The sequence below is a fragment of the Sporosarcina sp. So3-204 genome, from assembly GCF_058068165.1.
Window position 1 is genome coordinate 212,470 of the sequence record NZ_CM176485.1, and the last position, 24,979, is coordinate 237,448.

The window sequence follows — 24,979 nt, forward strand, 5'->3', positions numbered from 1 at the left end:
TATTTGCTATTTCAAATGACTTTTCTATAAAACCAAACAGTAATCTTAAGAATTTCTTCATAATTGCGATAGGTAAATATTAAGATTCAAGCGCTATAATAAGTATCATAAGAGAAAGTGAGGTGCGGATGATGGCTAAATTCACAGTACTCGTAGCTGATGATGATCAGGAAATCCGTGACGGAATCGAAATTTATTTAAAAAATGATGGATATAACGTGATAAAATCGGCAGATGGGAAAGAGGCGTTAGAACTTCTCGAAACGAATGAAGTCCATCTCCTCATTCTCGATATTATGATGCCAAATATGGATGGGATTACGACAACTTTCAAAATTAGAGAAGACTTGAATATTCCGATCATCATGTTGAGTGCCAAGGCGGAGGATTCTGATAAAATTCATGGTTTGTCTGTAGGCGCAGATGATTATGTGACGAAACCATTTCATCCGATGGAATTAATGGCGCGTGTGAAATCGCAACTTCGTCGTTATGTTCAATTTGGTACGTATGATGGGCAACAGCGAAATGTTGTTGTTGATGGACTCGAACTTGATGAAGATGCGAAAGAAATAACGGTTGAAGGTATTGCGGTTAAACTAACGCCTATTGAATATAAAATTACTGAACTACTGATGAAAAATGCAGGACGCGTATTCTCCATTAATGAAATATATGAAAGAGTTTGGAAAGAGGAAGCATATAACGCCGAAAATATTGTAGCAGTTCATATTCGTAAAATTCGAGAAAAAATTGAGGCAGATCCAAAAAATCCAAGATATATAAAGGTGGTGTGGGGCGTTGGCTACAAAATCGAAAAATGAGCAAGCCTTCATTGGCTCAATAATTGCGCTCATTATTGCAGGAATAAGTATTGGGTACTGTTTTACTCATTTAATTGAAATAATGAATGGTGGGTGGGAGCGATCAACCCGAGCTATTGCCTATTTCACACGCATCATTAAAGGGGGAACTGCATGATGAAGAATAATCGATACCAGCTATTTATATGGGCATGTCTCGCTGCACTCCTTTTAATTGGAATCCCATCCCTCATACAAAATGGACCACAGTTGGTTGGTAAAAAATTTGTTGACACTGATGATTTTAAAAGAGAAATATCTATTTTTTATGATAATGTCGGGGCATTCGTACTGAACCCTATTGACGCAGATGAGGCAAAGAAAGGTATTATAGTTACGCAAGATGAAATTGAAGAGCATAGAAGTCAATATGGCATGTTATCAGACCAGATTAGTAATATTCAAAATCAATATGAAGGACGTATTAATGAAGCTGAAGATGCAAAAAATGAAATATTAAAAGAAACATTAGTTAAAGAACGAGATGCAAAAGTGGCTGACATACAAAAAAACTTTGAAAGCGATGACCATGTTGAAAAGAAAATTCGTGCGAGAAAAGCTGTAGCAATTGATCATTATATAGCAGATAATATAGGCGCTACTTCACAAAACTTTCCCATTTCGTATCATTTTGTCGACACTGAAACCGGAGAAATATTCTCGAAGGGTGACGTGGATCTACTACCGGCCGCTTATAAAAAACAATTTAACAATAATGATGGTTTATTTAGGGCGAATTCAATCTATCGGGAAAACTATGATTCATATTGGTCTGACAATAACTATGGTGAAAACACTTGGGCTTCTACCGTGGATTCCCCATTTTCAGAAGTCGCTTTCGAGTCAATGGAAGGTGAATTATCTTCAATAAAAAATACAGTGCGAACATTTGAAGGTGTAGTTGTCATACCGAACACAGCTTTAAAGTCAGGTTACTTAGGCGGTATGGTGAAGAACTATAATAACATGAAATATACTTCGTACATTCTTTGGATACTTGGTCTACTGTCGGCAATTGCATTATTCAAGGTCCTTCGTTTTAAAAAGGAATGGGTGACGAATACGAGATTTACTGTAAGGTACGATAAATTGAAGATTGATGTGAAAGCAGCGCTATTGTTCATTTCTTTATTTATTGCTATTGAGCTTATTCTTTCAAGTGCACAATCTGCATTCTTTTACAATAATTATTACGCAGGAATTTGGACGGATCGAATTTTTACTTTTGTGGCGTTAGCAATTGCTATCGTTTTCATTGCTTTCCAGCTCGTCAATATTGTCGAGAGATGGAAGCATAAAGGATTACTTGAGCAGGACATTAAAGATAGTTATTCAATACGTTTTCTCATAGCTATTCGAGATATGTTTTTGAATAAAAAGATTGGTACTCAAATGTTTTTATTACTTATCGGTTTCTTTCTAGCAGGTATCGGGTTTGTGGTGATGTTCTTCCATCCGTATAATGTAATTATTTATATGTTCTGCGTGTTATTCTTTGGATTACCAATACTCTACATTTTTGTTAAGCGAGCTGCATACTTAAATCGAATTATGATCGCAACTGAACAAATGGCGGCAGGACGACTTCATGATGAAATTAAAATTGAAGGGAAGTCGCCCCTTGCAGAACATGCGAAGAACCTAAATAATCTTCGTGAAGGGGTACGCAGTTCAATGAGTGAACAAGCGAAAAGTGAACGACTCAAAACAGAGCTTATTACGAATGTAAGTCATGATCTTCGTACACCGCTTACTTCAATTATTACGTACACGGATTTATTGAAAAATGCTGAACTTCCGGTAGAAGAACGTATGAAATATGTTGATATATTGGATATGAAATCACAACGTCTAAAAACGCTAATCGAGGATTTATTTGAAGTATCGAAAATGGCAAGTGGGAACTTGGAGTTGAATAAACAACGTGTTGATTTAACACAGCTTCTTCAACAAGCATTAGCCGAACATGAAGAGGAAATTACAGCGTCAGAACTCGACTTTCGTGTGAGTCTACCCGACAATGCACTCGTTGCACATATAGACGGAAAACGGTGGTGGCGTATGCTTGATAATTTAATCGTAAATGCCATTAAGTACACCTTACCAGGTACACGTGTGTATATAACGCTTCGCGCATTGGGTAGCAATGCTGAGTTTGTTGTGAAAAATGTGACCAAATATGAGCTTGGTGAAAATACGGATGAACTGTTTGAACGATTTAAACGAGCGGATACATCACGCCATACAGAAGGTTCAGGGTTGGGGCTTGCTATTGCGCAGTCAATTGTTGATATGCATAATGGTGAGATGAAAATTGAAGTAGATGGTGATTTATTCAAAGTAACTGTGACTGTGCCTTTAACATACTAAAATGAAACGGTTCGTTCTGCTCATATGGAGTGGATCGAATCATTTTATGTTTTAAACATATATTAAAAGGGTAAAGTAAGAGTGAACGAGAAGGAGTGTTGCAAACTATGGAAAAACATAATAGCAAATACCCAAATAAAGCAGACTTTGAACCGAATGTTGATAGATATACAAAAGAAGGTACAAATTTAGATGAATTACCACTTTCTGATCCATCAGAATCCAACTCTACAAAAGTCTTTCGGGAGAACGAAACCAATACAGACGATGAGCATAAAAAATCTGCATTTGGTGAAAATAAAGATGCGAAAAAAGATTAATGATTCAGGAAAGAAGCGGCTTAAGTTAGTGGCTGCTTCTTTTTTTTAGGTAATAAACTGTAGAATGAAATATAAATTAAATTTATCTTGTGGAGTTGTCTGAAAAATGGTATGATTAAGTATCATCTATAATGACATTGGTTTTTTTATTATTACTAAATACAATAATATGAAACATGTATACACAAGTACTGAAAATTGAACTAAAAGGAGAGTTGATTGATATATGAAAAAGCGAAGCGGAAGATACCCAAATGAAACAGATTTTGCTCCTAATTATGGCGTTAACCTAAAACCCTGTGGAAAGCTTCATGATTTACCCCTATCAGACCCATCTGAGTCAAGTGCATCAGCGACAGAAGTATTCCAGAGGCATGAACATAACAAACAATTTATTCATATACCATCAGCATTTAGTGAAAATAAAAAAAGGTCATGTTGAATGTAAGCGTTCTCTAACGGGGATTTTCCTCAAGCTTACTACAAAAAACATATCCAATGTCAAAGATGATGAAATAAAAATAGAACAGAAAAGCAGCTAATCAAAACCTCATTCCAATAGGTTTTGAACAGCTGCTTTTTTTATTTTTCATCTTACTAGCTCATGATTAAAAGCATAAATAACTGCCTGCGTTCTGTCTTGTACTTCTAATTTAGACAATAAATTACTGACATGCGTTTTCACGGTTTTCAATGCTATAAACAAATCATCCGCAATATCTTGATTTGATTTTCCTTTAGATAGAAGCAACAATACCTGGAGTTCCCGTTCTGTTAAGTCTTCGTGAGGTAGACGCACATTATTTGTACGCATTTTTTGCATCATTTTTGTTGTTACTTCAGGTTCTAACACTGTTTGACCTTTTAATGTTTCTCGAATTGCCCCTGCAATCCTTTTTGCATTTGACGTTTTTAATATATAGCTGATTGCGCCCGCTTCAAGCGCAGGGTAAACTTTATCATCATCCAAAAAACTGGTGACAATGACGACTTTTGCTTCTGGCCATTCTTTAATAATAGCGGCTGTTGCTTCAGCACCGTCCATCTCAGGCATGACCATGTCCATTAAAATAATATCTGGACGTAACTCAAGCGCTTTTCCAACAGCTTCCCGTCCATTTACTGCTTCGCCGACAACTTCCATGTCAGGTTGTACTTGTAAATATGCAGAAACACCGATGCGAACCATTTCATGATCATCCACAAGTAGAATTCGTATCATTTGACGCCTCCTCTTTTAGCGTAGGTAATTTCACTTCAACAATGGTTCCTTGCGAAGGTACTGAGACAATTTTGCATGTCCCACCTACTTCAATTGCACGTTCTTGAACATTTTGAAGTCCATAAGAACCTCCTTGACTATCTTTTTCCTTAAATCCAATTCCATTGTCTTGCACACGGAAAATTGCAAGCCCGTCGCGTTCAACAAATAAAACATCGACCTCAGTTGCTTGTGCGTGGCGAAGTGTATTTGATAACGTTTCTTGCGCGATTCTAAATAAATGATCCTCAGCCCCTTTGGATAAGGATACTTCCTCCAAACGATAGCGGATGTCAAACAACACTTTTTCTTTTAATTCTACGAGCAGTTCTTCGAGTCCTTCTTTCAGCGACTTGTTATTCAATGCAGCAGGACGTAAGTGAAGTAACAAGGCGCGCATTTCCAATTGTGCTTGTTGGACGATGCGCTCGACTTGAAGAATTGGTTTTTGCAACTCACTATTTTCATTGCGCTCGGTTAATGCAGATAATAGCATTGAAGCAGCGAATAATTGCTGTGAAACTGAATCATGCAGTTCACGTGCAAGTCGTTGCCTTTCTTGAACAATACGTTCTTGAATAAGCTGATCTTGTGTTTCGGCCCGCTCGTCTGTAATTCTTTGTAAACTTTTACGCTGTGTAACGAGTACGTTAGAAACCGAATCGAGTGCTCTATCGATACGAGGAGAAAACTTTTTACGAGCATATACATTTTCTTCTTGATTAACTAGACCAGTAATCTTTTTCTCAATTGATTTTTCTTTTGAACGTCCAAGAAAACTCGTCCAAATAGCAATGCTCCAAGCAAGTATCAAGATTGTATTTAAAATCCACCAACCAAGAGGAATGTTTGGAAATCTATAGAATTCCAGGTTATAAAAAGTAAACCAAAGCTCTTGAATTGGTAAATCAACAAGCAAATAGATGTATCCAACGGCTATGAAAAGAAGCAAAAAAGTGAAGAAGAATCCCCTTCTTAAAATTGCTTTCATTTTCTAATCACCTCAACATCTCCTAGCCATGTGGATAGAGTGATAATTAGTTCTGTGTTCTGTTCGGATTGAGCAGGGTAGCCTTCTTTCATATGAAGAAATTCGTTTACAAGTCTTTTTTGATAAGTACCAAACAGGTTGGCTTCGCCGTATAAAGTCGTGTAATGAATGCGGACAGGAATTTCGTACGGCAAAACAATCTTCACTTTTCCGATACCTTGTCTAACAGAAATTAAAGAAGTACCTTTTGGAAGCACTGTGTCTGTGACATCAATATGAATGTCGCCGAATATACCTTGAATGTGAATATCCTCCCACTCGTATGATGAGAAAGGAGATGATTGAATGGAAAATAATTTATTCTTCCAAATACCATTCGGCGTATCTTGACGAAATTCACGTACCGGACGCATAATATTGTCCGCGGGTACACCTCTCCACAATGCTATGAGGATGTACAAAACAACGCCGAAAATGAAAAGACGTAAACTCCATAAATTAAATAAAGCGATTAAAATAAAAAGTAATCCGGGTATAAATAAGAGTTTCGATCTTCGGCGTAATCCCAAGTAAACAAGTCCGGCACCAAGAAGGACGAATATAAAACTACCATTTCCAAAGAAAAATGATTCTGTAAAAACAAGGAGCAAAAATAGAAATCCTCCAAACGCCATTTTATTAGTATCATTTTTTTTCATTATATATACCTCCTTCTTGATGTCGGGAAATTTTTAGTGAATTAATTAGAGGAAGGCGAGTGCCTTCCTCTTAAATACTAGTTTACACGATACTGGTTTCTTTTACACTAGGTGTTTTAAGCGATTCTAGACGACGCTCCATTGAAGAGATTTCATATTCTCGGTCAATTTTACCCCCAAGATTTTGGATATATTCGTTCATTTCACTAACTGTTGCAAGTCTACTCTCTGCTTCTTCTGGAGAAATAACTTTATCCATACGGTGGTGGGCACGAGTAACATTTTCTTTACCCATTAATTGAAGTTGACGGACTTTCATATCTTTCACTTTATGTTTCATTTCTTCGAATTTACGTTCAAGTGACAGTAGTTCATTCGTTGTTTCTTCAATGCTATTAATAAGTGAATTTGCTCGTGTATCATATGCAGTAATTTCATCCTGAGCGAATGCAACGAGGTCATCTTCACCAGCAGTAATTGCAAGATCGAGTTGGCTACGTCGTTTGTTTGCCATTTCTTTTGCTTCAGTTAATTCTTTCTGAAGTTCGTTTGTTAATTTCGATTGGCGTTCTAGTAACTTCCCGATTGACTCCGTTTGTTTTTCTGCTTCGCGAATGTATTGATTGAGCATCGCAATTGGGTTCTTGCTTTCCTTTTTGTCGAATAATGTGTGAAGGTCTGCTTGTACCGAGTATTTGAATCTGTTCCAAAGTGCGTTCATTTGAGTTCCTCCTCTTTATCTTTTGATATTGCTCCACTCTTTTTCAAAGTTTAAAAATGGATCGTTTTCAGTTGATGAAATTATATGATCTCCTTTCGCTTCGTTCCATTTACGCCACACGAATAAAACACCTATGAACGCAATGATGCCGAAGAAAGCGGGGACGTTAGAAATAGCTGTGAACAAACCAATGAGCATGACAGCACCCCAGAAGCATTTCTTAAGAGTAGAGTTTGTTTTTCTGAAATAGTGAAAACCTGCGTATGTGACAAGAGCCGAAAATCCAAGTCCAAGTAAAGAGCCAAGATTCGCAAGGAAGACAATCGCAGCAATAACCCCTAGTAGTACTAAACCAAATTTTTTCATTTTTATTCCTCCCTTCTTTTGTAACTTAATCTTATAATAAATTGTTGCTTGTCCAAACGGGCGTAGTGTGGATTTTCTTCTACGACTTTAGGCTGAAATTGAAGTAAGTCGAATTGGAATTTCTAGTTTGTTTCATGTAAGCTAGTAATATCATAAAATATCTGTTTATTCAGGGAATGGGGTGTGTATGTGAGGGAAGTTGTTATTGTAGAAGGTGTGCGTACGGCAATCGGACGAGCAAAAGGAGCGTTTTCAAGTTATAGACCTGATGAACTTGTGGCAATTGTTCTAAGTGAGCTTGTCGACAGGGTAGGTATCGATAAAGGGGTAATTGAAGATGTTGTATTAGGTTGTGTGACGCAATCGGGTGAACAAGGCGGTAATATTGCACGAACCGCGGCTTTAATTGCAGGATTTCCCGTACACGTACCAGGAGTAACGATTGACCGACAATGTGGTTCTAGTCAGCAGGCTGTCCATTTTGCTTCTCAAGCAATTTTATCAGGAGATATGGACATCGTCATCGCGGGTGGTGTTGAAAGTATGACGAGGTCACCGATGTTTTCAAATTTGGGTGAAGCGTTGTTGAGTCCTAAACTAACGGAGCAACATAAGATTATCAATCAAGGACTTTCAGCAGAAGGTATTGCTGAAAAGTGGAGTTTTTCACGTGAAGAGCTTGATCGTTACGCAGTTGAAAGTCATAGACGTGCAGTGAGAGCGATAGATTCAGGTAAGTTTCATAGTGAAATTGTATCTGTTGGAGAAGTTTCACAAGATGAAGGGCCGCGTCCTGATTCAACAGAGGAAATTCTTGCTGGACTTCGCACAGTATTCGATGAAAATGGTGTGATAACAGCAGGTAATGCAAGTCAAATGAGCGATGGTGCCTCTGCGGTATTGCTCATGTCGCGTGAAAAAGCAGATGAACTTGGGTTAAAGCCGATTGCAAAAGTGATTGCCAGAACAGTCGTTGGATCTGATCCGACCTTGATGTTGACGGGCCCGATTGAAGCAACACGGAAAGTATTGGAAAAGGCCGGCTTAACGATTGAGGATATGGATACGTATGAAGTGAATGAAGCATTTGCGCCAGTTCCGCTTGCATGGTTAAACGAAACAGGAGCAGATCCATTGAAGTTAAACCCAAACGGCGGCGCCATTGCACTAGGTCATCCACTTGGTGCTACAGGAACAAAACTTCTCATATCCATGATGTATGAATTAAAGCGGACCGGTGGACGTTATGGTCTTCTAGCGATTTGTGAAGGAATGGGTATGGCAAACGCAACCATTATCGAACGTATCTAACTAGGAGGGGATGCTTTGAAAAGATACAGATTTGAAAGCGATGAACATATTATGTTCCGTCAATCACTCCGAAAGTTTCTCGAGAAAGAGGCCGTACCTAATTACGAAAAATGGGAAAAAGAACGTATTATTCCAATTGCTTTTTGGAAAAAGCTCGGGGCAATGGGTTTTTTATGTCCGCAAGTCGATGAAAAACACGGTGGACTCGGATTAGACTTTAGTTACGGCGTCATTATTGGTGAAGAGATGGAACGTGTGGGTACTAGTCTGGTCGGTGTTAGTTTGCATAATGATATTGTTGTACCTTATATCGAGTCGTACGGAACAAATGAACAGAAAGAACGTTGGTTAGCTGGCTGTATAAATGCAGATTATATTACGTCTATTGCTATGACGGAACCTGGCACTGGATCAGATTTGGCAAATATAAAAACGACTGCTATTAAAGATGGTAACCATTATATTGTGAACGGTCAAAAAACTTTTATTACAAATGGTATTAACGGCAATTTATCACTTGTTGTTGTGAAAACAAATCCTCAGGCAGAGCCCGGACATCGTGGCATAAGTTTAATTATGTTTGAGGAAGGAACACCGGGTTTTAATAAAGGACAAAAACTGAGTAAAGTTGGTTTGCATGCGCAAGATACAGCTGAACTATTTTTTGAAGACTGCCGAGTCCCAGTTGCTAATTTAATAGGGGAAGAAGGTAAAGGTTTTCATTACTTAATGAAGAATTTACAACAAGAAAGACTCGTCGTAGCAATTGCTGCACAAATTGCTTCGGAAGATATGCTTGAAATGACGCTTGATTATGTTAAATCACGCGTTGCATTTGGCAAACCGGTTAGTTCATTTCAAAACACACAGTTCAAAATTGCAGAAATAGCTACAAAAGTCGAACTTGGAAAAGCATTTCTAGAATCTCTTATAGAAGACCATATTGCAGGTAAAGATGTCGTTACGAAAGTATCGATGGCGAAGTATTGGTTGACGGAGACGGCAAGAGAAATATCAGTTGATTGTATGCAACTCTACGGCGGTTATGGATATATGGAAGAATACAAGATTGCAAGACGTTATAGGGATATCCCTGTTGCTTCGATATACGCAGGCACAAACGAGATCATGAAAGTGATTATTGCGAAGGGAATGGGGATGTAGGTTAAGTCATAAGCATGCGGTTCGTCGCATAGTATCGTCAGAAGCCATATGTCTTTTCATATGGGACTAGTCTCGGTTGTTATTAATTATTAAAGTAGGATTACGCTAATTGATTGATAAAAAAGGAGATGGATTATTATGATGCAAACACCATTAATATTATCGTCCTTCATCAAAAGAGCAGAGCAATTTTTTCCGAACAAACTAATTATATCTAGAACAGCTGAGGATACAATTCATCGTATTCCCTATCGTGAATTTGCGAAACGAACGCGAAAACTGGCGGATGCTTTAACGCAACTTGGCATGGTACACGGCACAAAGGTTGGAACATTCGGTTGGAATCATCACCGTCATTTGGAGGCTTATTTCGGCGTACCAAGTACGGGTGCAATTCTTCATATGATCAATATCCGCTTATCGCCTGAACATATTGCTTATGTCATCAACCATGCAGAAGATGAAATTTTATTGGTAGATGATAGTCTGTTTCCGCATCTAGCGCAGCTAGCTCCAATGCTGAAAACTGTCAAACATTATGTCATTATGGGTGATAGTAAAGAAGTACCGGAGACAGCACTTGAAAATGTCTATTCTTACGAAGCGTTACTAGAAGAGGCATCAGATACTTTTGAATTTCCTGAAGATCTTGATGAAAATACACCTGCAGGGATGTGTTATACGTCTGCGACTACTGGAAACCCAAAAGGTGTCGTCTATACGCATCGCGGAATTGTTCTCCATAGTTTTGCGCTAGGACTTTCTGATGCAATGGGCTTGCGTGAAAGCGATGTTGCGATGCCAATTGTTCCGATGTTCCATGTTAACGCATGGGGAATACCGTTTGCATCTGTTTTCTTTGGCACGACACAAGTATTACCGGGACCTGGGTTTGATCCAGCGTTAATCTTAGATTTAATTGAGCAAGAAAAAGTAACCGTGACAGCGGGTGTTCCGACAATTTGGCTCGCGGTATTGAAAGCGCTAGAACAAGGTCCGCGTGATTTGTCTTCATTGCGTGCGATTATTTGCGGAGGGTCTGCTTCGCCGAAGGGCTTGATACGAGCATTTGAGGAGAAGTACGGTGTGCCATTTATTGTTGGTTATGGATTAACAGAAACATCGCCGCTTGTCAGTCTCTCAGTGTATACGTCTGGAATGGAAGATTTGACTATGGATGAAAAAATCGACATTCGTGCACTTCAAGGACTACCAATGCCGGGACTAGAAGTTCGCATTGTTAATGAGGACGGTGAAGTACCGTGGGACGGAAAAACGATGGGTGAGCTAATTGTTCGCGGACCTTGGGTTGCAAGTGAGTATTATAAGGACGAACGTACCGCTTCGGCATTTAAAGATGGATGGCTTTATACCGGTGACATTGCTGTAATGACAGATAATGGGTATCTCAAATTGATGGATCGTACAGCGGACTTGATAAAGAGTGGCGGAGAATGGATTTCGTCAGTAGACTTAGAAAATGCGCTCATGACACATGATGCCGTATTTGAAGCTGCGGTAATTGCATTACCACATGAGAAATGGCAAGAACGTCCCCTGGCTTGTGTTGTTCTAAATGAAGGACAAACAGGTGATGAAGATATGAAAAAAGAATTGTTAACCTATTTAGAGGGGCAATTTGCGAAATGGTGGCTTCCGGACGATATTATCTTCTTGAATGAATTACCGAAAACATCTGTTGGAAAGTTTCTGAAGAGGGCGTTGCGGAGTGAATTAAACGAGTATTACCAAGAGGCATAGTTTTTTTAGGAAATATAAAATTCAATTGAATTAACTTAGATAACACTTTTTTATGCAAGGTTGCTGAAAACACGCATTAAAATTTTATTAATAAAGGATGTCCGAAAGCGATTTTCCGTTCGATTTAGAATGGAAAATCGCTTTTTTTGTTCTAATTATTCCTTTACTATCTCATTACGTTAGTAATTTGTTTTTGAGTACAAACAATGAACTTGTGGATAACTAAATCTCAATTTAAAGGAAAAGGATAATAATAACATATATGTGTATAAGTAAACAAACTTTTCTGAAATTGTCCACAATCACTATAAACTGTGCACGGAAAATGAGTATAACTTCTCATAACTTAAAGATATCCACAAATATAGTTGTGTTAGTAAAAGATTAGGTATAATATTATTCTTTTCTACGTAAATTGTAGTCAGTGACTCGCAACTTTTTTGGGAACAGTATCGTCTTGAGTTACAGGCTATTATTTAGTAGACTTATAGTTAACTGGAGGCATAGCGTGGAAAATTGGATAACGGAATTTATGGAGCAGTTTGGCTATTTTGGTGTTTTCTTATTAATTACGATTGAAAATGTCTTTCCGCCAATACCATCAGAAGTTATTTTGACTTTCGGTGGATTTATGACAACATATACATCCATGACAAAGCTTGGTGTCATCGTGGCGTCGACTTTGGGTTCCGTGATTGGTGCTATGGTTTTATATTGTGTTGGCCTTTTATTAGACGTTAAAAGGCTTGAGAGGCTAGTTGATCGATGGGGGACTATATTTCGACTAACTAGGAAAGATATTCACCGTGCTGATGCTTGGTTTGATCGATATGGACCTTGGACCGTCTTCTTTTGTCGGCTTATACCGCTAGTAAGAAGTCTTATATCTGTTCCAGCTGGTATGTCTAACATGAACATTCCATTATTTCTTTTTCTTACGTTGATTGGTAGTTTAATTTGGAATACAGTACTTGTTACGATAGGTGTAGCAGTCGGTGAGAACTGGACAATGATTGTGGATTATATGAATGTATATTCAAGTATTGCGTACACGATAATAGCATTGGGTGGAATCGTAGCATGTATTTTGTACATTCGTTTCCGCAGAAGGAGAGCATAATAACTTATGGACTTATTAGAATTAATTAAAGCACTTATACTTGGATTCGTTGAGGGTATGACAGAGTTTGCGCCTGTATCTTCAACAGGTCATCTCATTATTGTAGATGATATGTGGTTGCAAATAGAGGAATTTTTAGGCGCGAGGTCTAAATTTACATTTATGATTCTCATTCAATTGGGTTCGATTTTGGCGGTAATTGTTGTGTTTTGGAAACGACTCTTTAGTCTTGTGGGTCTTTATAAGATTGATGGTGCCAAAACGAGTTCTCGTTTCAATTTAGCTCATGTAATTGTTGGTATGTTGCCAGCGGTCATTCTTGGATTTGCATTTAAGGATTTAATCGATGAACATCTATTTGGAACAGAAACAGTTATTTATGCACTTGTTGCAGGTGCAATTCTCATGATTGCTGCGGATAAATTAGGACCGAAAAACCCAAAAGTGACGACGTTGGATCAAATTACATACCGACAAGCGTTTACGGTTGGACTTGTACAATGTTTGTCGCTTTGGCCAGGATTTTCACGTTCGGGTGCAACGATTTCAGGTGGTGTCCTTTTCGGTATGAATCACCGTACAGCGGCTGATTTTACTTTCATCATGGCAGTACCGATTATGATGGGTGCGAGCCTCGTTTCAATTTTGAAGAACTGGGAATATCTATCTATGGATGATTTATCATTTTATATTGTAGGATTCATTAGTGCTTTTGTATTTGCACTAATTTCAATTCGTTTCTTCTTAAAACTAATTTCGAAGATTAAGTTAATGCCGTTTGCGATTTATAGACTTGTTCTAGCAGCCGTTTTGGCCGTTATCATTTATATGTAAAGAGATAAAATGCCCGTGCATATGGTATGCGCGGGCATTTTATTGATTATCTTTCTTTACTAAGTTCGTCGTGGATTAAGTTCATATTATACTCAAGGTACTTCACATACGTATCAATCTCATCACCTGGATCACCAATTTCATCCGAGTAAATTTGTTTTTCTGCTATTGGAACACCGCTCTCCTTAGAAACAGTCTCCATCGGACGTGTATCAACGTTAGATTCTACAAACAAAACAGGAACTTTATGATCTTTAATATAGTTTACAAGGTCTTTAATCTGTTTAGGTGAACCATTTTCTTCTGTGTCAATTTCCCAGATGAATGCTTCTTTAAGACCGTAGTGGTCATTCAAGTATTGGAATGCACGTTCACTTGTAACTAAAACACGGTTTTCTTCAGGAACTGTGCTAATACGCTCTGCAAATTCATCGTCTAAATCTTGAAGACGTTGAACATATGCATCACCTTGTTCTTGAATTTTATCGCTATCTGTAGGGTGTTTCTCAATCAACGCGTCACGCATAGCTTCAGCCATTAGAACACCTACTGCTGGATCAATGAAAGCGTGGGGGTTAACTTCTTCTTCGCCGTCACCACCAGATAAATACTTAGGTTCAACTTTTTCCGTTAAACTAAAGATATTTTCATCTTTCTGGTTTACCGCACTCATCATTTTCATGAACCATCCATGCTCGCCACCTTCAAGATTTAATCCGTTATAAAAGAGAATATCCGCGTTTGTAGCTGCTTTAATATCATTCGGCAATGGCTCATATTCATGAGGATCAGTACCACTTGGGACTAGGTTATAAACTTCAACTAGGTCGCCACCAATTTCTCTTGCCATATCAGCAATAATCGTGAACGATGTAACGACTTGCAACTTCTCATTGTCATCTGATTTTTCTGTAGTATCCTGATTTTTACCGTCATCCTTACTCGTGCTTGCTCCATCATCACTATCGTTACCGCATGCTGCCAACATAAGTACGGCAAGTAATGAGAGGCCTAGCCATTTTATTAAACTCTTCATGTAATTAATTCTACTCCTTCATTTTTAAGTATTGTATGTTTTCCATGAAAGCCGGTAATACCAAATTAACTTTAAGCTGGTGTAACTTTCCCTTTGTTCATTTTCCTAATCTTCTTCATCACAATGCCTTGCTTTGGTGCAAACAAAAATGCAATTAAAAATATGCCTGTCGTTGCAAGTGCGATAACTGGTCCTGACGGCAAGTTATACAAGAAACTAAAATACAAGCCGATGACAGAAGACAAAGCACCAAAGAAAGCAGCTAATACCACCATAACTGACAAACGATTTGTTAATAGATAAGCCGTTGATGCTGGTGTAATCAACATAGATACGACTAAAATAACACCAACCGTTTGCAACGATGCAACTGTAACAAGTGTGAGCAAAAACATGATTGAATAGTGAATAAAGCGTGTTTTTAAACCGTACGCTGCCGCCATCGTCTCGTCAAAACTGGAAACGAGCAATTCTTTAAAGAATAATACGACGACAAGTATAACAATTGATCCAATAATAAGTGTTAGCCACATGTCGGAATCACGTACAGATAGTACGTTCCCGAATAAGATTTGTGATAAATCTGTTGCACTTCCTGCTTTTGTAATCAAAATAACCCCTAGAGCAAAAAAGGCAGAGAACACAAGACCAATTGAAGAATCATTTTTTATACGACTATTTTGTGAGATAGCTCCGATTCCGAAAGCTGTCAAAACACCAGTAACAACGGCTCCGTAAAAGTAGTTAATACCGAGCATGTAAGAAATCGCAACGCCTGGCAAGACTGCGTGTGAAATGGCATCTCCCATTAGCGCCATTCCGCGTAGCACAATAAAAGTACCAATAACACCACAAATAATACCTACCATTACTGACGTAACAAATGCTTTTTGCAAGAAACCATACGTCATTAAATCATTAAAGAATTCCATTACATTGAACCCTCCAAGTCAGTAAGTATAAGCTGGCGGTTATAAGCCTTAGCCATATTGTCTGATTGGAAAACTTTATTGACAGGACCTGAATCTATAAGCTCTTTATTAATTAAGACAAGTTCATCAAAATAACTCTTCACTTTTGATAAGTCATGGTGAACAACGAACACGATTTTTCCGGCGTCTTTCAATTTACGTAAAATATCGATAATTACTTCCTCGCTTGAAACATCGATGCCGACAAATGGCTCGTCAAGGAAGAAATAATCTGCTCTTTGTGCAAGTGCTCTCGCTAAAAACACACGTTGTTGCTGTCCACCAGATAGCTCGCCAATTTGTCGATTTGCGAATTCTTCCATTCCTACTTGCTTTAGACAATCCAGCGCCCATTCTTTGTCCGCTTTTTTGGGCCGTCTTAACAACCCAGTTTTTGGATAAGTTCCTATTAACACAGTATCTTTCACAATGATCGGAAAGTTCCAATCGATATTTGATCTTTGTGGTACGTATGCAATTTGCTTACGCATTTGATCAATCGTATTTGTGCCGATTTTAACATCCCCATGGTCTCGGTGAATTAATCCTAGCATCGCTTTCATTAATGTTGATTTTCCGGCCCCATTAGGTCCAAGCACACCAATTAAATTCCCGGGCTCGAACGAAAATGATACATCTTTAACGACCTCATTACCGTCATATGAAACACTAATATTTTTAACCGATATTGTTTCAATCATTTTATCGCCTCCTTATAAAAATGGTTTATTATTTCAGCAAGTTTCCCTCGACCAACTTTTTGCGTAAAAGTAAACATTGAATATAATGGTTTGGGGAGTACTTATGCATTTTAGGATAATTATTTAATAAATTACTTGGACATGAGTGAGTCCATTTTAATTGTTTGAAGAATAGTTTCCCTAGTGCAACAATTTAGATAGACTAACGCGATTATTGTTTCCCTAGTGCAACTTTTATTATTATAACGTAGAAAAATTAATTTGTAAAGAGATTAATTTAAAAAATTTCTCAATTATAATTAGTTTGATATTTCAGTTGGTACTTCCATTACATACAGTTACGATATGCATTACAGCAACTAGTAAAGAGGATATTTGCCTAAGGGAAAGAAATATATATTTACCGCCGTTGAGTTTAAGACATTAACTTAATAGCTCGGAATGCAAAGCGCATGATATTATCTAGATACAGAGAATCCTAATTGTACAAGGAGATGATTAAGTATGTATGAATATTTATGGAATACGCCAGAGAAACTTCGCGCTTTATTATGTGAGCTTGTCAGTTGGGATAGTCGTACCTTAACTGAGGGTGAGAAAACTTTTGCTCCCAAATTAGAAGCTAAAATAGCTAGACTTTCTTATTTTGAGGAAAACCCGGACAACTTAGAACTTCACGATGCAGGGTTAGGAAGGCAAGCAGTTACCGCCTTATATAAGCATCCAGAAGCGACTGAAACAATCGTACTTATTAGTCATTTCGATACAGTTCAGACTGAGGAATATGGAATATTAGAACCGCTTGCTTTTTATCCAGAAGAATTAACAAAAAAGTTATATAAATGTAAAGAGGATTTACCTGAGGCTGCTCGCATTGATTTAGAGACAGGCAAATACTTATTTGGCCGTGGAACAATGGATATGAAAATGGGCCTTGTCCTACATTTGTCAATGATCGAAAAGGCAAGTGTTGAAAAATGGCCAATCAATCTTTTACTTACAACTGTACCTGATGAGGAAGTCAATTCAACGGGCATGCGTGTCGCGGTAAAAGAGCTTGTTCGACTTCGTGATAAATTTGCTTTGGAATACAAATTATTCCTAAATAGTGAACCATCCTTTCCACAAGGACCTAGTGATACAAAGGAATACATCTATACAGGAACAATCGGTAAAATAATGCCTGCTGCGCTTTTCTATGGTAGAGAAACGCATGTTGGAGAGCCGATGAAAGGAATTACAGCGAACTATATCGCTTCCTTTCTTACACAATTGATGGAATGGAATCCAGCTTTCCGTGAAACGGATCTAGGTGAAAGTACGCCGTTACCAGTATCTTTGAAACAAGCGGATCTGAAAAAACAATATTCAACTCAAACGCCATATCGTGCAGTTGCTCTTTATAATGTGTTTCTATTAAAACGTAATGCTTCTGAAATTATGGAGATATTTGAAAAGGTTGCAAATGAAGCAATGGCAATGTGTAACGAGGCCTATGTTAAAATTTGCGAAAGGGAGCAAGTTAAAGGTATCGGGGAAGTACGAGTTATTCGATACGAAGATTTGCTTACTTACGCTGAAGAGAAACTTGGAATTGAAGAGGTTAAGCGCTTGATAAATAGTGTGCTTGAAAATATGGACTGGGACGATCGCGAAATGTCTTTACATATCGTTGACCAATTAATGATTCAATGTCAAGAACTCGCACCGGTCACAGTTATTTTGTATGCGCCTCCTTATTATCCAGCAGTTAATACATCTGACAATCGCCTCATTAAGGATTCTGTTGAACTAATGAAAAAGGAAGCAAGTAAGTTTGACCTCACATTAGAGCAGATCCATTACTTTAATGGCATATGTGATTTAAGCTATGTAAATTATGAAGATGATGGTGAGGGTTGGAAAGCATTTGAGCGTAATACACCAGTTTGGGGAGATACGTATAACATTCCATTTACTGACATGAGAAAGTTAAAGGTGCCAGTTTTAAATGTAGGTCCATTTGGGAAAGATGCACATCAACGTACAGAACGGCTCCAAGTTGACAGTGCGTTTGTTGAAATGCCACAAATCATTGAAAGTTTAATTCGAAGTATGTATACAAAATAAAGATTACTCCGTGTTGGATACAAGTTTCCGGCACGGAGTTTTATTATTGAGTAAACGAACAGTGAATTTGACCAAAATCTGTTAAGATGAAAATAAAAAAGTAGCGGGTGATTCTTATGCAGGAAAAGATATTAATTATAGAAGATGAAGAAAAAATAGCCCGTGTCATTCAGTTAGAGCTTGAATTCGAAGGCTATCAAACAGGAATTTCTCATACAGGTACTGATGGTTTAATTAAGTATCGCGAGCAGAAATGGGATCTCGTCTTACTGGACCTCATGCTACCAGGAATTAACGGCCTTGATGTACTTCGAAGAATTCGTTCAACTGAAGAGAACACGCCTGTTATTTTATTAACAGCGAAAAATGATGTAGCAGATAAAGTGGCGGGACTCGACCTGGGTGCAAATGATTATGTAACGAAACCATTTGAAATTGATGAACTGCTTGCTAGAATTCGCTCAGCGCTTAGACTTTCAAAAACCTACAAGACAGATGTTACAAAAGTGAATCATATCCACGAATTCTCTGGCTTATCAATGAATGAAGAGACACGTGAAGTTAAGCGAGCTGAACGCGCTATTGAATTGACGCCACGTGAGTTTGATTTGATGCTCCATTTGTTGAAGCATCCCAATCAAGTATTATCACGCGACCAATTGCTGAATGCTGTTTGGGGATATGATTATTACGGGGATACGAATATTGTTGACGTATACATTCGGTATGTCCGAAAGAAAGTTGATTTAGGTGAAGAAATTACACTGATTCAAACTGTACGCGGTGTTGGCTATGTATTGAAAGAAGCAGCACATGAAGCTTAAAACTAAAATACATCTGTTCTCGACGTTATTGATGATCATTATCCTGGCTTTGACGAATATTGGTATTTATTTTTTGTTTGAAAAAATGGCATATGATACAGAGCATAACCAGCTACGTGTAAGATCGAATGAACTCATTACATCACTTAGTAAAATAACTGAACAGAATGATCCCACCGTCGTACTTCGTGCTTATATGCCTACACATGGTGCTATTCGCATTGTTCGAGCATCGGGTGAAGTTAATCCAACAGTTCAAAACGTTTTAGGAATGGAAAAATTTACACCTGAAATAAAAGAAAATAAGCGCTATTCAAAACATGAGTTTGAGGGAATCACCGTCCTGGTGGTAAACACTCCAATCATTTGGACGAACGGCGAAGTTGCTACGCTTCAAATTATTGAACGATTAGATGATGTGGAGAAAAACTTAGCAACGCTTATTCTTATTTTGACTGCGGTTACACTAATTGCGATGATCCCAATTACGTTTTCGAGCATCGCGCTTGGACGCATCGTAACGCAGCCGATTGAAAAGCTTATCAATGCAATGGATAAAAGTAGAAATGCGGGGACATACGAAAGAATCGCTGTTGCAACAGAGGGTAAAGATGAACTTGCACAGATGGGTAGAACATTTAATGAGATGATGGGGCAACTTGAACTAAACTTCAAACAACAAGAGATATTTGTTTCTAATGCCTCTCATGAATTAAAAACACCGCTAACTGTAATTGAAAGCTATGCCAGACTACTAACGAGACGTGGTTTTGATGATCGTGATATAGCGGAAGAAGCGGTAGAAGCAGTATTAAGTGAATCGGTTCGTATGAAAGAAATGATTGAGCAACTTCTTCAGCTTGCAAAAAATAATAACATGTCGTTTAAATTAGAAGAACTCAACATTTATGCATTAGTTGAACAGACGTTACAGCCGATGAGTTTTGCTTATACTAGAAACTTTATTCTAGAAGGAGAAAACCCGTTAATTGGTATATCAGATGAGGAGAAGCTAAAACAACTACTTTATATTTTGCTCGATAATGCTCGGAAATATAGCCAGGGTGATATTAAGACTGTGATTCGTAAAGTTGAAAAAGGTATATCTATCTCAATCATAGACAATGGTGACGGCATATCAGAAGAAGCTATCCCTCACTTGTTTGATCGTTTTTATAGAGTGGATGAAGCACGGAATCGTAAAACAGGAGGTACAGGACTTGGACTTGCAATTGCAAAGGATCTCGCGGCAGGTCTTGATGCTGAACTGAATGTGGAAAGCACCATAGGCGAAGGGACAACTTTTCAAATTATACTCAGAACGAAAAAAAAGTTTTTGCTGAGCTAATAGGAAGGTATAGTAATTGAAAGGAGGCGCTCTTATTGAAGTTTAAAAACAAGCCATTGCTCATGATAATCCTTTTAGTTGTCGTAACTATTATAGTTGGTGGTTTGTACTTCTCATTTTTAGGAATTAAGGAAGAGGAAATGTCGAGTGATGCAATAACAACACAACTGGAAAGTGTTTATGGGGGAATGGTTGGAAATTTGTCCCTAGAAAGCGAAATCTATTCTGCAGAAATTACACGCAGCGGTGGAGTTTATTTAGCGGAAGTCGATGCTATTACAGGAGCAGTTTTGTCACTTACACAAACGTCTGATCTAATTGTAGGAAATCCTGAAATTCTTACTGAAAAAGAAGTTAAGAATATTATTGCTAATAAATACACAGGTGAAATTAACCGTTTTAATTTTAAAAAGGATGGCAAGTCTTCTATATACGAAGTAGAAGTAACAAAAGATAAATCACTTGTCATGCTTATTATAAATGCGTTCACTGGAGAAGTCCTTTCTGAAACTGTGAAAAGTGAGCCTGTTAAAAAAGAACCGATTAAAAATGTGATCATAACAAAAGACCAAGCGATTAAAATTGCGCTTGGGCAATTAAAAGGGGATGTAGATAAAGTCGAATTTGAAAGCACGAGCGACGGTGGGTTTTATCTTATTGAAATTGACCAAGACAATGAAGATATAGATGACGTAGAAGCCATTTTTCAAATTCATGCTATTTCCGGGAAAATTATGAGTGTCACTTGGGATAAATAGGTTCTCATCAAATTCTAATAATCCTCTCATTCTATTCTCATCTTGAGCGAGTAAGATGAAACTAAGATAACGAGGAGGAGATACAAATGAAAAAGTGGTTTATTATACCGGCATTGGCTGGAGCAGTTATATTAGGTGGAGTAGGAATCGTTGCAAACGCTGAGAAGAGTGAGACAGTTACAACAAAGGGAGCAAAAGAAGCGCTTATTACTATTGAAGAGGCAGCAGCGATAGCGATAGAATCTGTTGGTGGAATTGTGTCAGATATTGAATTAGAACAAAAGAAAACTGGTTATACTTATGACGTTGAAGTCATCACAAAAGGTGTCGAACTGGAACTAGAAATTTCCGCGAAAACTGGAGAGATATTAAGCACAGAAAAAGATGATGATTTCGTTGAAGATATTGACGACAATGACGATAATCTTAACTTGTCTAATAAAAATGTGATGAAGTTTGAAGAAGTTATTGCAATTGCAAGAGAACATGCAACTGGAACAGTTACAGAAGTTAGCTTAGATGATGAAGATGGTCGCTTGCAATATGAAGTTGAAATTAAGGACAAAAAGTCAGAAACAACAGTTGAAATTGATGCAGTGACTGGGAAAATTCTTGATTTAGATTTAGACGAAGATGATGACGAAGATGACAGCGACAACGACAACGACAACGACAACGATTGATTAATAGAGAATTATACTTAAAGTTTATTTAGTCAATGGTTAAAGATAAAGCGCTCTATGTTCAGAATTTGAACATAGAGCGCTTTATTTCTCGGAATTTTAAATTTAGCAGCTTATTACTTTTAGAAAGTGCATCGAAAGTCCCATTTTGCTGATATAAGTTTGGAATGCGTCGATATATGTGTAATAAGCGTCGATAAAAGTGCTATTCTGTCCGATATAAACACCTTTTCGTCCGATATATCAAGGATTCAGCCCGATATATAAAGTTATCACGTAAATCACGTTTAAGCTGAAGAATTATCTATTAATTATGCCGTGGGGATCGATATAATCAACTATTTGCGTCCAAGAACGTCTTGAATTGCCTGATTGGCGAGTTTAGATTTTACAACATCGTCCATTGGTGGGTTATAGAGGCCTGCCCTAACATTTAAGTAATAACGGTGCATCGGATTTGTCGCTGATAATGCCCGTGAACCAACAATTTTCATTGCTTTATCAACGATAGAGATTGCCGCATTGGTTACAGCAATTTTTGTGACGCTTAGCGCTTCTTCAAAAGTAGTTTTGTCAGCTGCAGCTTCATAGCGTTCAACAGTTCCGTATAATAGATGTCTCGCAGTTGATAATTCGAGTTCCATTTCACCAATCGTTTGTTTAATAGAAGGAACTTCAGCGATTGGTTTTCCTAGTGATACTGGAATATAAGATGTAGCAAATTCAATTGCATAAGTTCTTGCAGCTGCAGCAATTCCGATATAGCAGGCGGGAATATGAAGTAACCATCCTTTTGATACAGGGGAGATAGGTTTATTCTTTTTAAGGATATTGGAAGCTGGAACACGAACATTTTCAAAAACAAGTGTATGACTTGCAGTACCTCTCATCGCTAGACTATCCCACGACTCATCTATTGAAAGTCCTGGAGATTCACGGGGAACCATAATAAGTTCGACTTCATTATTGTCAGTCGTTGCAGAAACGAGGAAATAGTCTAGTAATGGGGACATTGATGTATACGTTTTTTCACCGTTAATGATTAAATTGTCTCCATCAGCCACTGCTTTAGTTTGGGGTAGACCTCCGCGTGTTGGACTACCCGAATTATTTTCAGTACCTGCTGAGTTTATGAGCGCACCTTTGCTAATTTCCTCTAATAGAAATTTTCCTGCGAAGGAATTCCAATGTCTATTTTCTGCGTATTCAAGAATAATTCCGTTATGCCAACCGATTGATAGTCCCGTAGAGCCACAACCTTCTGAAATGGCTTCTTGTGCGAGAATGTATTCATACAAGCCAAAACCCTGTCCGCCATTTTCTTGTGGGAGCGTTAAGTTATGGTAGTTAATACTTTTTAGGTCTTCAATATTTTTGAAAGGAAAAGAGTTGAGTGCATCTAATTCAGGCTCACGTGTTTGGAAAATAGGTTTTAAAATGCCTATTTGATTCATCAATTTTTGTTGTTCAACTGTTTTAATAAATGAAGTCAAAATTAATCGTTCCTTTCGATCCCGCTAATGAAGTTCTTTCTCAATAAGGGGAGGATTTCGTCATCTTGAATTTAGTCGAATAAGATAATGTATGATAAATTTCGTTAATTAGTCACCGTTAATTACTTTTCCATATTTCTGGTAGGATAAAACCTTCGTAGTTCTCTTGATTTAATATATAATCTTCAAATGCTTTGGATTCATATGCTTCTTTTAAATCTTTTGCCCAACCAGCATTTATAGATGCTTCATCAATAGAAACGATAACGCGGTGCTCTTTTGGTGTGTCTTCAATTTTAAGTGCGTCTGAAATCTTTTGATTAGCTGCGGAAATGTAATTCCCATTTACAACACCATAATCAACATCTTGTAGAGAGACAAGTATTTGCGGAGAATCAAGTACTTTAATATTAATGTCATAGTCTCCAGGTTTAATACTAGTTATATTAAAATCAGTTGTACCAGCGTCTTTATCAACCGCAATCCATCCGAGTTCTTCAAGAATTCGTGCGGCGCGTTCCTGGTTAACGGGATCATTTGGAAAAGCAACTGTAGCGCCGTCTTTTACTTCATCAAGAGAACTATGGTTAACAGAATACAAACCTTGCGGTGCGCTCGGTGCGAATGCGATATCGGTCATCTTCAAATTAAGTTGCGTATTTATACCTTCCATATAAGCGGTACTCTGAAAAACGCTCGCATCTAATGACCCTTCTCCCAGTGCGGGATTGATTTGCATATTTTGTGTAAAGGTTTTAATGTTCACTTTATAACCTTTTTCCTCTAATATTGGTAAAATACCATAGCGAAACTGATCTTCATACGTACTTGGACCAAAGCCAATTGTAAATTCCTTTTTGTTATCATCTGAGGATTCTACTTTTTTATTTCCACAAGCAGCTACGACAGTGACTAACAAAACAATAGTCAACAAAGTAAATAAGAAATTTTTCAATAAATCTCACCTTTCCTTTTGTGTTATTGGACTTCATAAATTTAATACCTATTAAAACTATATGAATAGTATTATCTTAACATTCTAATTAATTTTCGTCAATTCGAAATAATTAGACAGGAATAAGGATTTGAAAAAATAATAGTAGGTATTCTAAGGATTTTATTTTGAAAGTCATTGACTAATTATGATAAAATGTTCCTTAATATTAGTGTGTTTAAGTGGAATAGTAGTTTTTAATGCTAATCAAGTAAGGGGTATGATAACATGGAATTGTACTTTTCGATTATAACTCGTTGTAGAATAAGCTGTCTTGTTAAA

At 37.6% G+C, this 24,979-nt stretch carries 25 protein-coding genes; 15 read left to right on the forward strand and 10 right to left on the reverse strand.

What is annotated here, in order from left to right:
- Positions 1-131: 131 nt before the first annotated feature.
- The 5 genes from AC3RV6_RS01065 to AC3RV6_RS01085 all read left to right on the forward strand — a co-directional run bounded on the left by AC3RV6_RS01065 (position 132) and on the right by AC3RV6_RS01085 (position 3,995).
- Positions 132-824, forward strand: a complete 693-nt coding sequence (locus tag AC3RV6_RS01065; RefSeq protein ID WP_489747636.1) for a response regulator transcription factor — start codon at positions 132-134, stop codon at positions 822-824.
- The gene (locus AC3RV6_RS01070; RefSeq protein WP_489747637.1) at positions 802-981 is read left to right on the forward strand and encodes a hypothetical protein; all 180 of its coding nucleotides are present in this window, start codon (positions 802-804) and stop codon (positions 979-981) included. Before AC3RV6_RS01065 ends, AC3RV6_RS01070 begins: the two co-directional genes overlap by 23 nt.
- On the forward strand, positions 978-3,233 hold the full coding sequence (locus tag AC3RV6_RS01075; protein WP_489747638.1) for a sensor histidine kinase: 2,256 nt from the start codon (positions 978-980) through the stop codon (positions 3,231-3,233). The genes AC3RV6_RS01070 and AC3RV6_RS01075 overlap by 4 nt, the downstream gene beginning before the upstream one ends.
- Positions 3,234-3,340: 107 nt before the next feature.
- Positions 3,341-3,553: a hypothetical protein gene (locus tag AC3RV6_RS01080; RefSeq protein WP_489747639.1), complete on the forward strand. Its 213-nt coding sequence runs from the start codon at positions 3,341-3,343 to the stop codon at positions 3,551-3,553.
- Positions 3,554-3,779: 226 nt separating this feature from the next.
- The gene (locus AC3RV6_RS01085; protein ID WP_489747640.1) at positions 3,780-3,995 is read left to right on the forward strand and encodes a hypothetical protein; all 216 of its coding nucleotides are present in this window, start codon (positions 3,780-3,782) and stop codon (positions 3,993-3,995) included.
- Between the two features lie 147 nt (positions 3,996-4,142).
- Here the strand turns inward: AC3RV6_RS01085 and AC3RV6_RS01090 are convergent, their stop codons facing one another.
- The 5 genes from AC3RV6_RS01090 to AC3RV6_RS01110 form a co-directional block, all read right to left on the reverse strand.
- Complete coding sequence (locus AC3RV6_RS01090; RefSeq protein ID WP_489747641.1) at positions 4,143-4,775, reverse strand: response regulator; 633 nt, start codon at positions 4,773-4,775, stop codon at positions 4,143-4,145.
- Positions 4,750-5,805, reverse strand: a complete 1,056-nt coding sequence (locus AC3RV6_RS01095; protein WP_489747642.1) for a sensor histidine kinase — start codon at positions 5,803-5,805, stop codon at positions 4,750-4,752. The genes AC3RV6_RS01090 and AC3RV6_RS01095 overlap by 26 nt, the downstream gene beginning before the upstream one ends.
- Positions 5,802-6,503 carry a cell wall-active antibiotics response protein LiaF gene (liaF, locus tag AC3RV6_RS01100; protein WP_489747643.1) on the reverse strand — a complete coding sequence of 234 codons (702 nt, stop codon included), beginning with the start codon at positions 6,501-6,503 and terminating at the stop codon, positions 5,802-5,804. The genes AC3RV6_RS01095 and liaF overlap by 4 nt, the downstream gene beginning before the upstream one ends.
- An 82-nt stretch (positions 6,504-6,585) precedes the next feature.
- Entirely contained in the window at positions 6,586-7,224 is a 639-nt protein-coding gene (locus AC3RV6_RS01105; protein WP_489747644.1) for a PspA/IM30 family protein, read from the reverse strand.
- 15 nt (positions 7,225-7,239) lie between these two features.
- Positions 7,240-7,590: a lmo0954 family membrane protein gene (locus AC3RV6_RS01110; RefSeq protein WP_489747645.1), complete on the reverse strand. Its 351-nt coding sequence runs from the start codon at positions 7,588-7,590 to the stop codon at positions 7,240-7,242.
- Between the two features lie 189 nt (positions 7,591-7,779).
- Here AC3RV6_RS01110 and AC3RV6_RS01115 point away from each other — a divergent pair, with 189 nt between their 5' ends.
- From AC3RV6_RS01115 to AC3RV6_RS01135, 5 genes are all read left to right on the forward strand, one after another.
- Entirely contained in the window at positions 7,780-8,901 is a 1,122-nt protein-coding gene (locus tag AC3RV6_RS01115) for a thiolase family protein (protein WP_489747646.1), read from the forward strand.
- Positions 8,902-8,916: 15 nt separating this feature from the next.
- Positions 8,917-10,065: an acyl-CoA dehydrogenase family protein gene (locus AC3RV6_RS01120; protein ID WP_489747647.1), complete on the forward strand. Its 1,149-nt coding sequence runs from the start codon at positions 8,917-8,919 to the stop codon at positions 10,063-10,065.
- Between the two features lie 138 nt (positions 10,066-10,203).
- Positions 10,204-11,826, forward strand: a complete 1,623-nt coding sequence (locus AC3RV6_RS01125; RefSeq protein ID WP_489747648.1) for a long-chain fatty acid--CoA ligase — start codon at positions 10,204-10,206, stop codon at positions 11,824-11,826.
- A 508-nt stretch (positions 11,827-12,334) separates the two neighbouring features.
- Complete coding sequence (locus AC3RV6_RS01130; RefSeq protein ID WP_489747649.1) at positions 12,335-12,946, forward strand: DedA family protein; 612 nt, start codon at positions 12,335-12,337, stop codon at positions 12,944-12,946.
- A 6-nt stretch (positions 12,947-12,952) separates the two neighbouring features.
- The gene (locus AC3RV6_RS01135; RefSeq protein WP_489747650.1) at positions 12,953-13,780 is read left to right on the forward strand and encodes an undecaprenyl-diphosphate phosphatase; all 828 of its coding nucleotides are present in this window, start codon (positions 12,953-12,955) and stop codon (positions 13,778-13,780) included.
- A gap of 46 nt (positions 13,781-13,826) precedes the next feature.
- Here AC3RV6_RS01135 and AC3RV6_RS01140 read toward each other — a convergent pair whose 3' ends face one another.
- The 3 genes from AC3RV6_RS01140 to AC3RV6_RS01150 form a co-directional block, all read right to left on the reverse strand.
- A complete protein-coding gene (locus AC3RV6_RS01140; RefSeq protein ID WP_489747651.1) occupies positions 13,827-14,816 on the reverse strand; it encodes a metal ABC transporter solute-binding protein, Zn/Mn family in 990 nt (329 codons plus the stop codon).
- A 71-nt stretch (positions 14,817-14,887) separates the two neighbouring features.
- Positions 14,888-15,748, reverse strand: coding sequence for a metal ABC transporter permease (locus AC3RV6_RS01145; RefSeq protein WP_489747652.1), 861 nt, complete (start codon positions 15,746-15,748; stop codon positions 14,888-14,890).
- Positions 15,748-16,488 carry a metal ABC transporter ATP-binding protein gene (locus AC3RV6_RS01150; protein WP_489747653.1) on the reverse strand — a complete coding sequence of 247 codons (741 nt, stop codon included), beginning with the start codon at positions 16,486-16,488 and terminating at the stop codon, positions 15,748-15,750. The genes AC3RV6_RS01145 and AC3RV6_RS01150 overlap by 1 nt, the downstream gene beginning before the upstream one ends.
- Positions 16,489-16,992: 504 nt before the next feature.
- Here AC3RV6_RS01150 and AC3RV6_RS01155 point away from each other — a divergent pair.
- The 5 genes from AC3RV6_RS01155 (at position 16,993) to AC3RV6_RS01175 (ending at position 22,210) form a co-directional block, all read left to right on the forward strand.
- Entirely contained in the window at positions 16,993-18,597 is a 1,605-nt protein-coding gene (locus AC3RV6_RS01155; protein ID WP_489747654.1) for a M20/M25/M40 family metallo-hydrolase, read from the forward strand.
- 116 nt (positions 18,598-18,713) lie between these two features.
- Entirely contained in the window at positions 18,714-19,421 is a 708-nt protein-coding gene (locus tag AC3RV6_RS01160; protein WP_489747655.1) for a response regulator transcription factor, read from the forward strand.
- Positions 19,411-20,769, forward strand: coding sequence for a HAMP domain-containing sensor histidine kinase (locus AC3RV6_RS01165; protein WP_489747656.1), 1,359 nt, complete (start codon positions 19,411-19,413; stop codon positions 20,767-20,769). Before AC3RV6_RS01160 ends, AC3RV6_RS01165 begins: the two co-directional genes overlap by 11 nt.
- A 35-nt stretch (positions 20,770-20,804) precedes the next feature.
- A complete protein-coding gene (locus AC3RV6_RS01170) occupies positions 20,805-21,527 on the forward strand; it encodes a PepSY domain-containing protein (RefSeq protein WP_489747657.1) in 723 nt (240 codons plus the stop codon).
- An 86-nt stretch (positions 21,528-21,613) separates the two neighbouring features.
- Complete coding sequence (locus AC3RV6_RS01175) at positions 21,614-22,210, forward strand: PepSY domain-containing protein (protein WP_489747658.1); 597 nt, start codon at positions 21,614-21,616, stop codon at positions 22,208-22,210.
- A 338-nt stretch (positions 22,211-22,548) separates the two neighbouring features.
- Here the strand turns inward: AC3RV6_RS01175 and AC3RV6_RS01180 are convergent, their stop codons facing one another.
- Positions 22,549-23,706 carry an acyl-CoA dehydrogenase family protein gene (locus AC3RV6_RS01180; protein ID WP_489749151.1) on the reverse strand — a complete coding sequence of 386 codons (1,158 nt, stop codon included), beginning with the start codon at positions 23,704-23,706 and terminating at the stop codon, positions 22,549-22,551.
- Positions 23,707-23,821: 115 nt separating this feature from the next.
- Complete coding sequence (locus AC3RV6_RS01185) at positions 23,822-24,658, reverse strand: MetQ/NlpA family ABC transporter substrate-binding protein (protein ID WP_489747659.1); 837 nt, start codon at positions 24,656-24,658, stop codon at positions 23,822-23,824.
- Between the last annotated feature and the right edge of the window lie 321 nt (positions 24,659-24,979).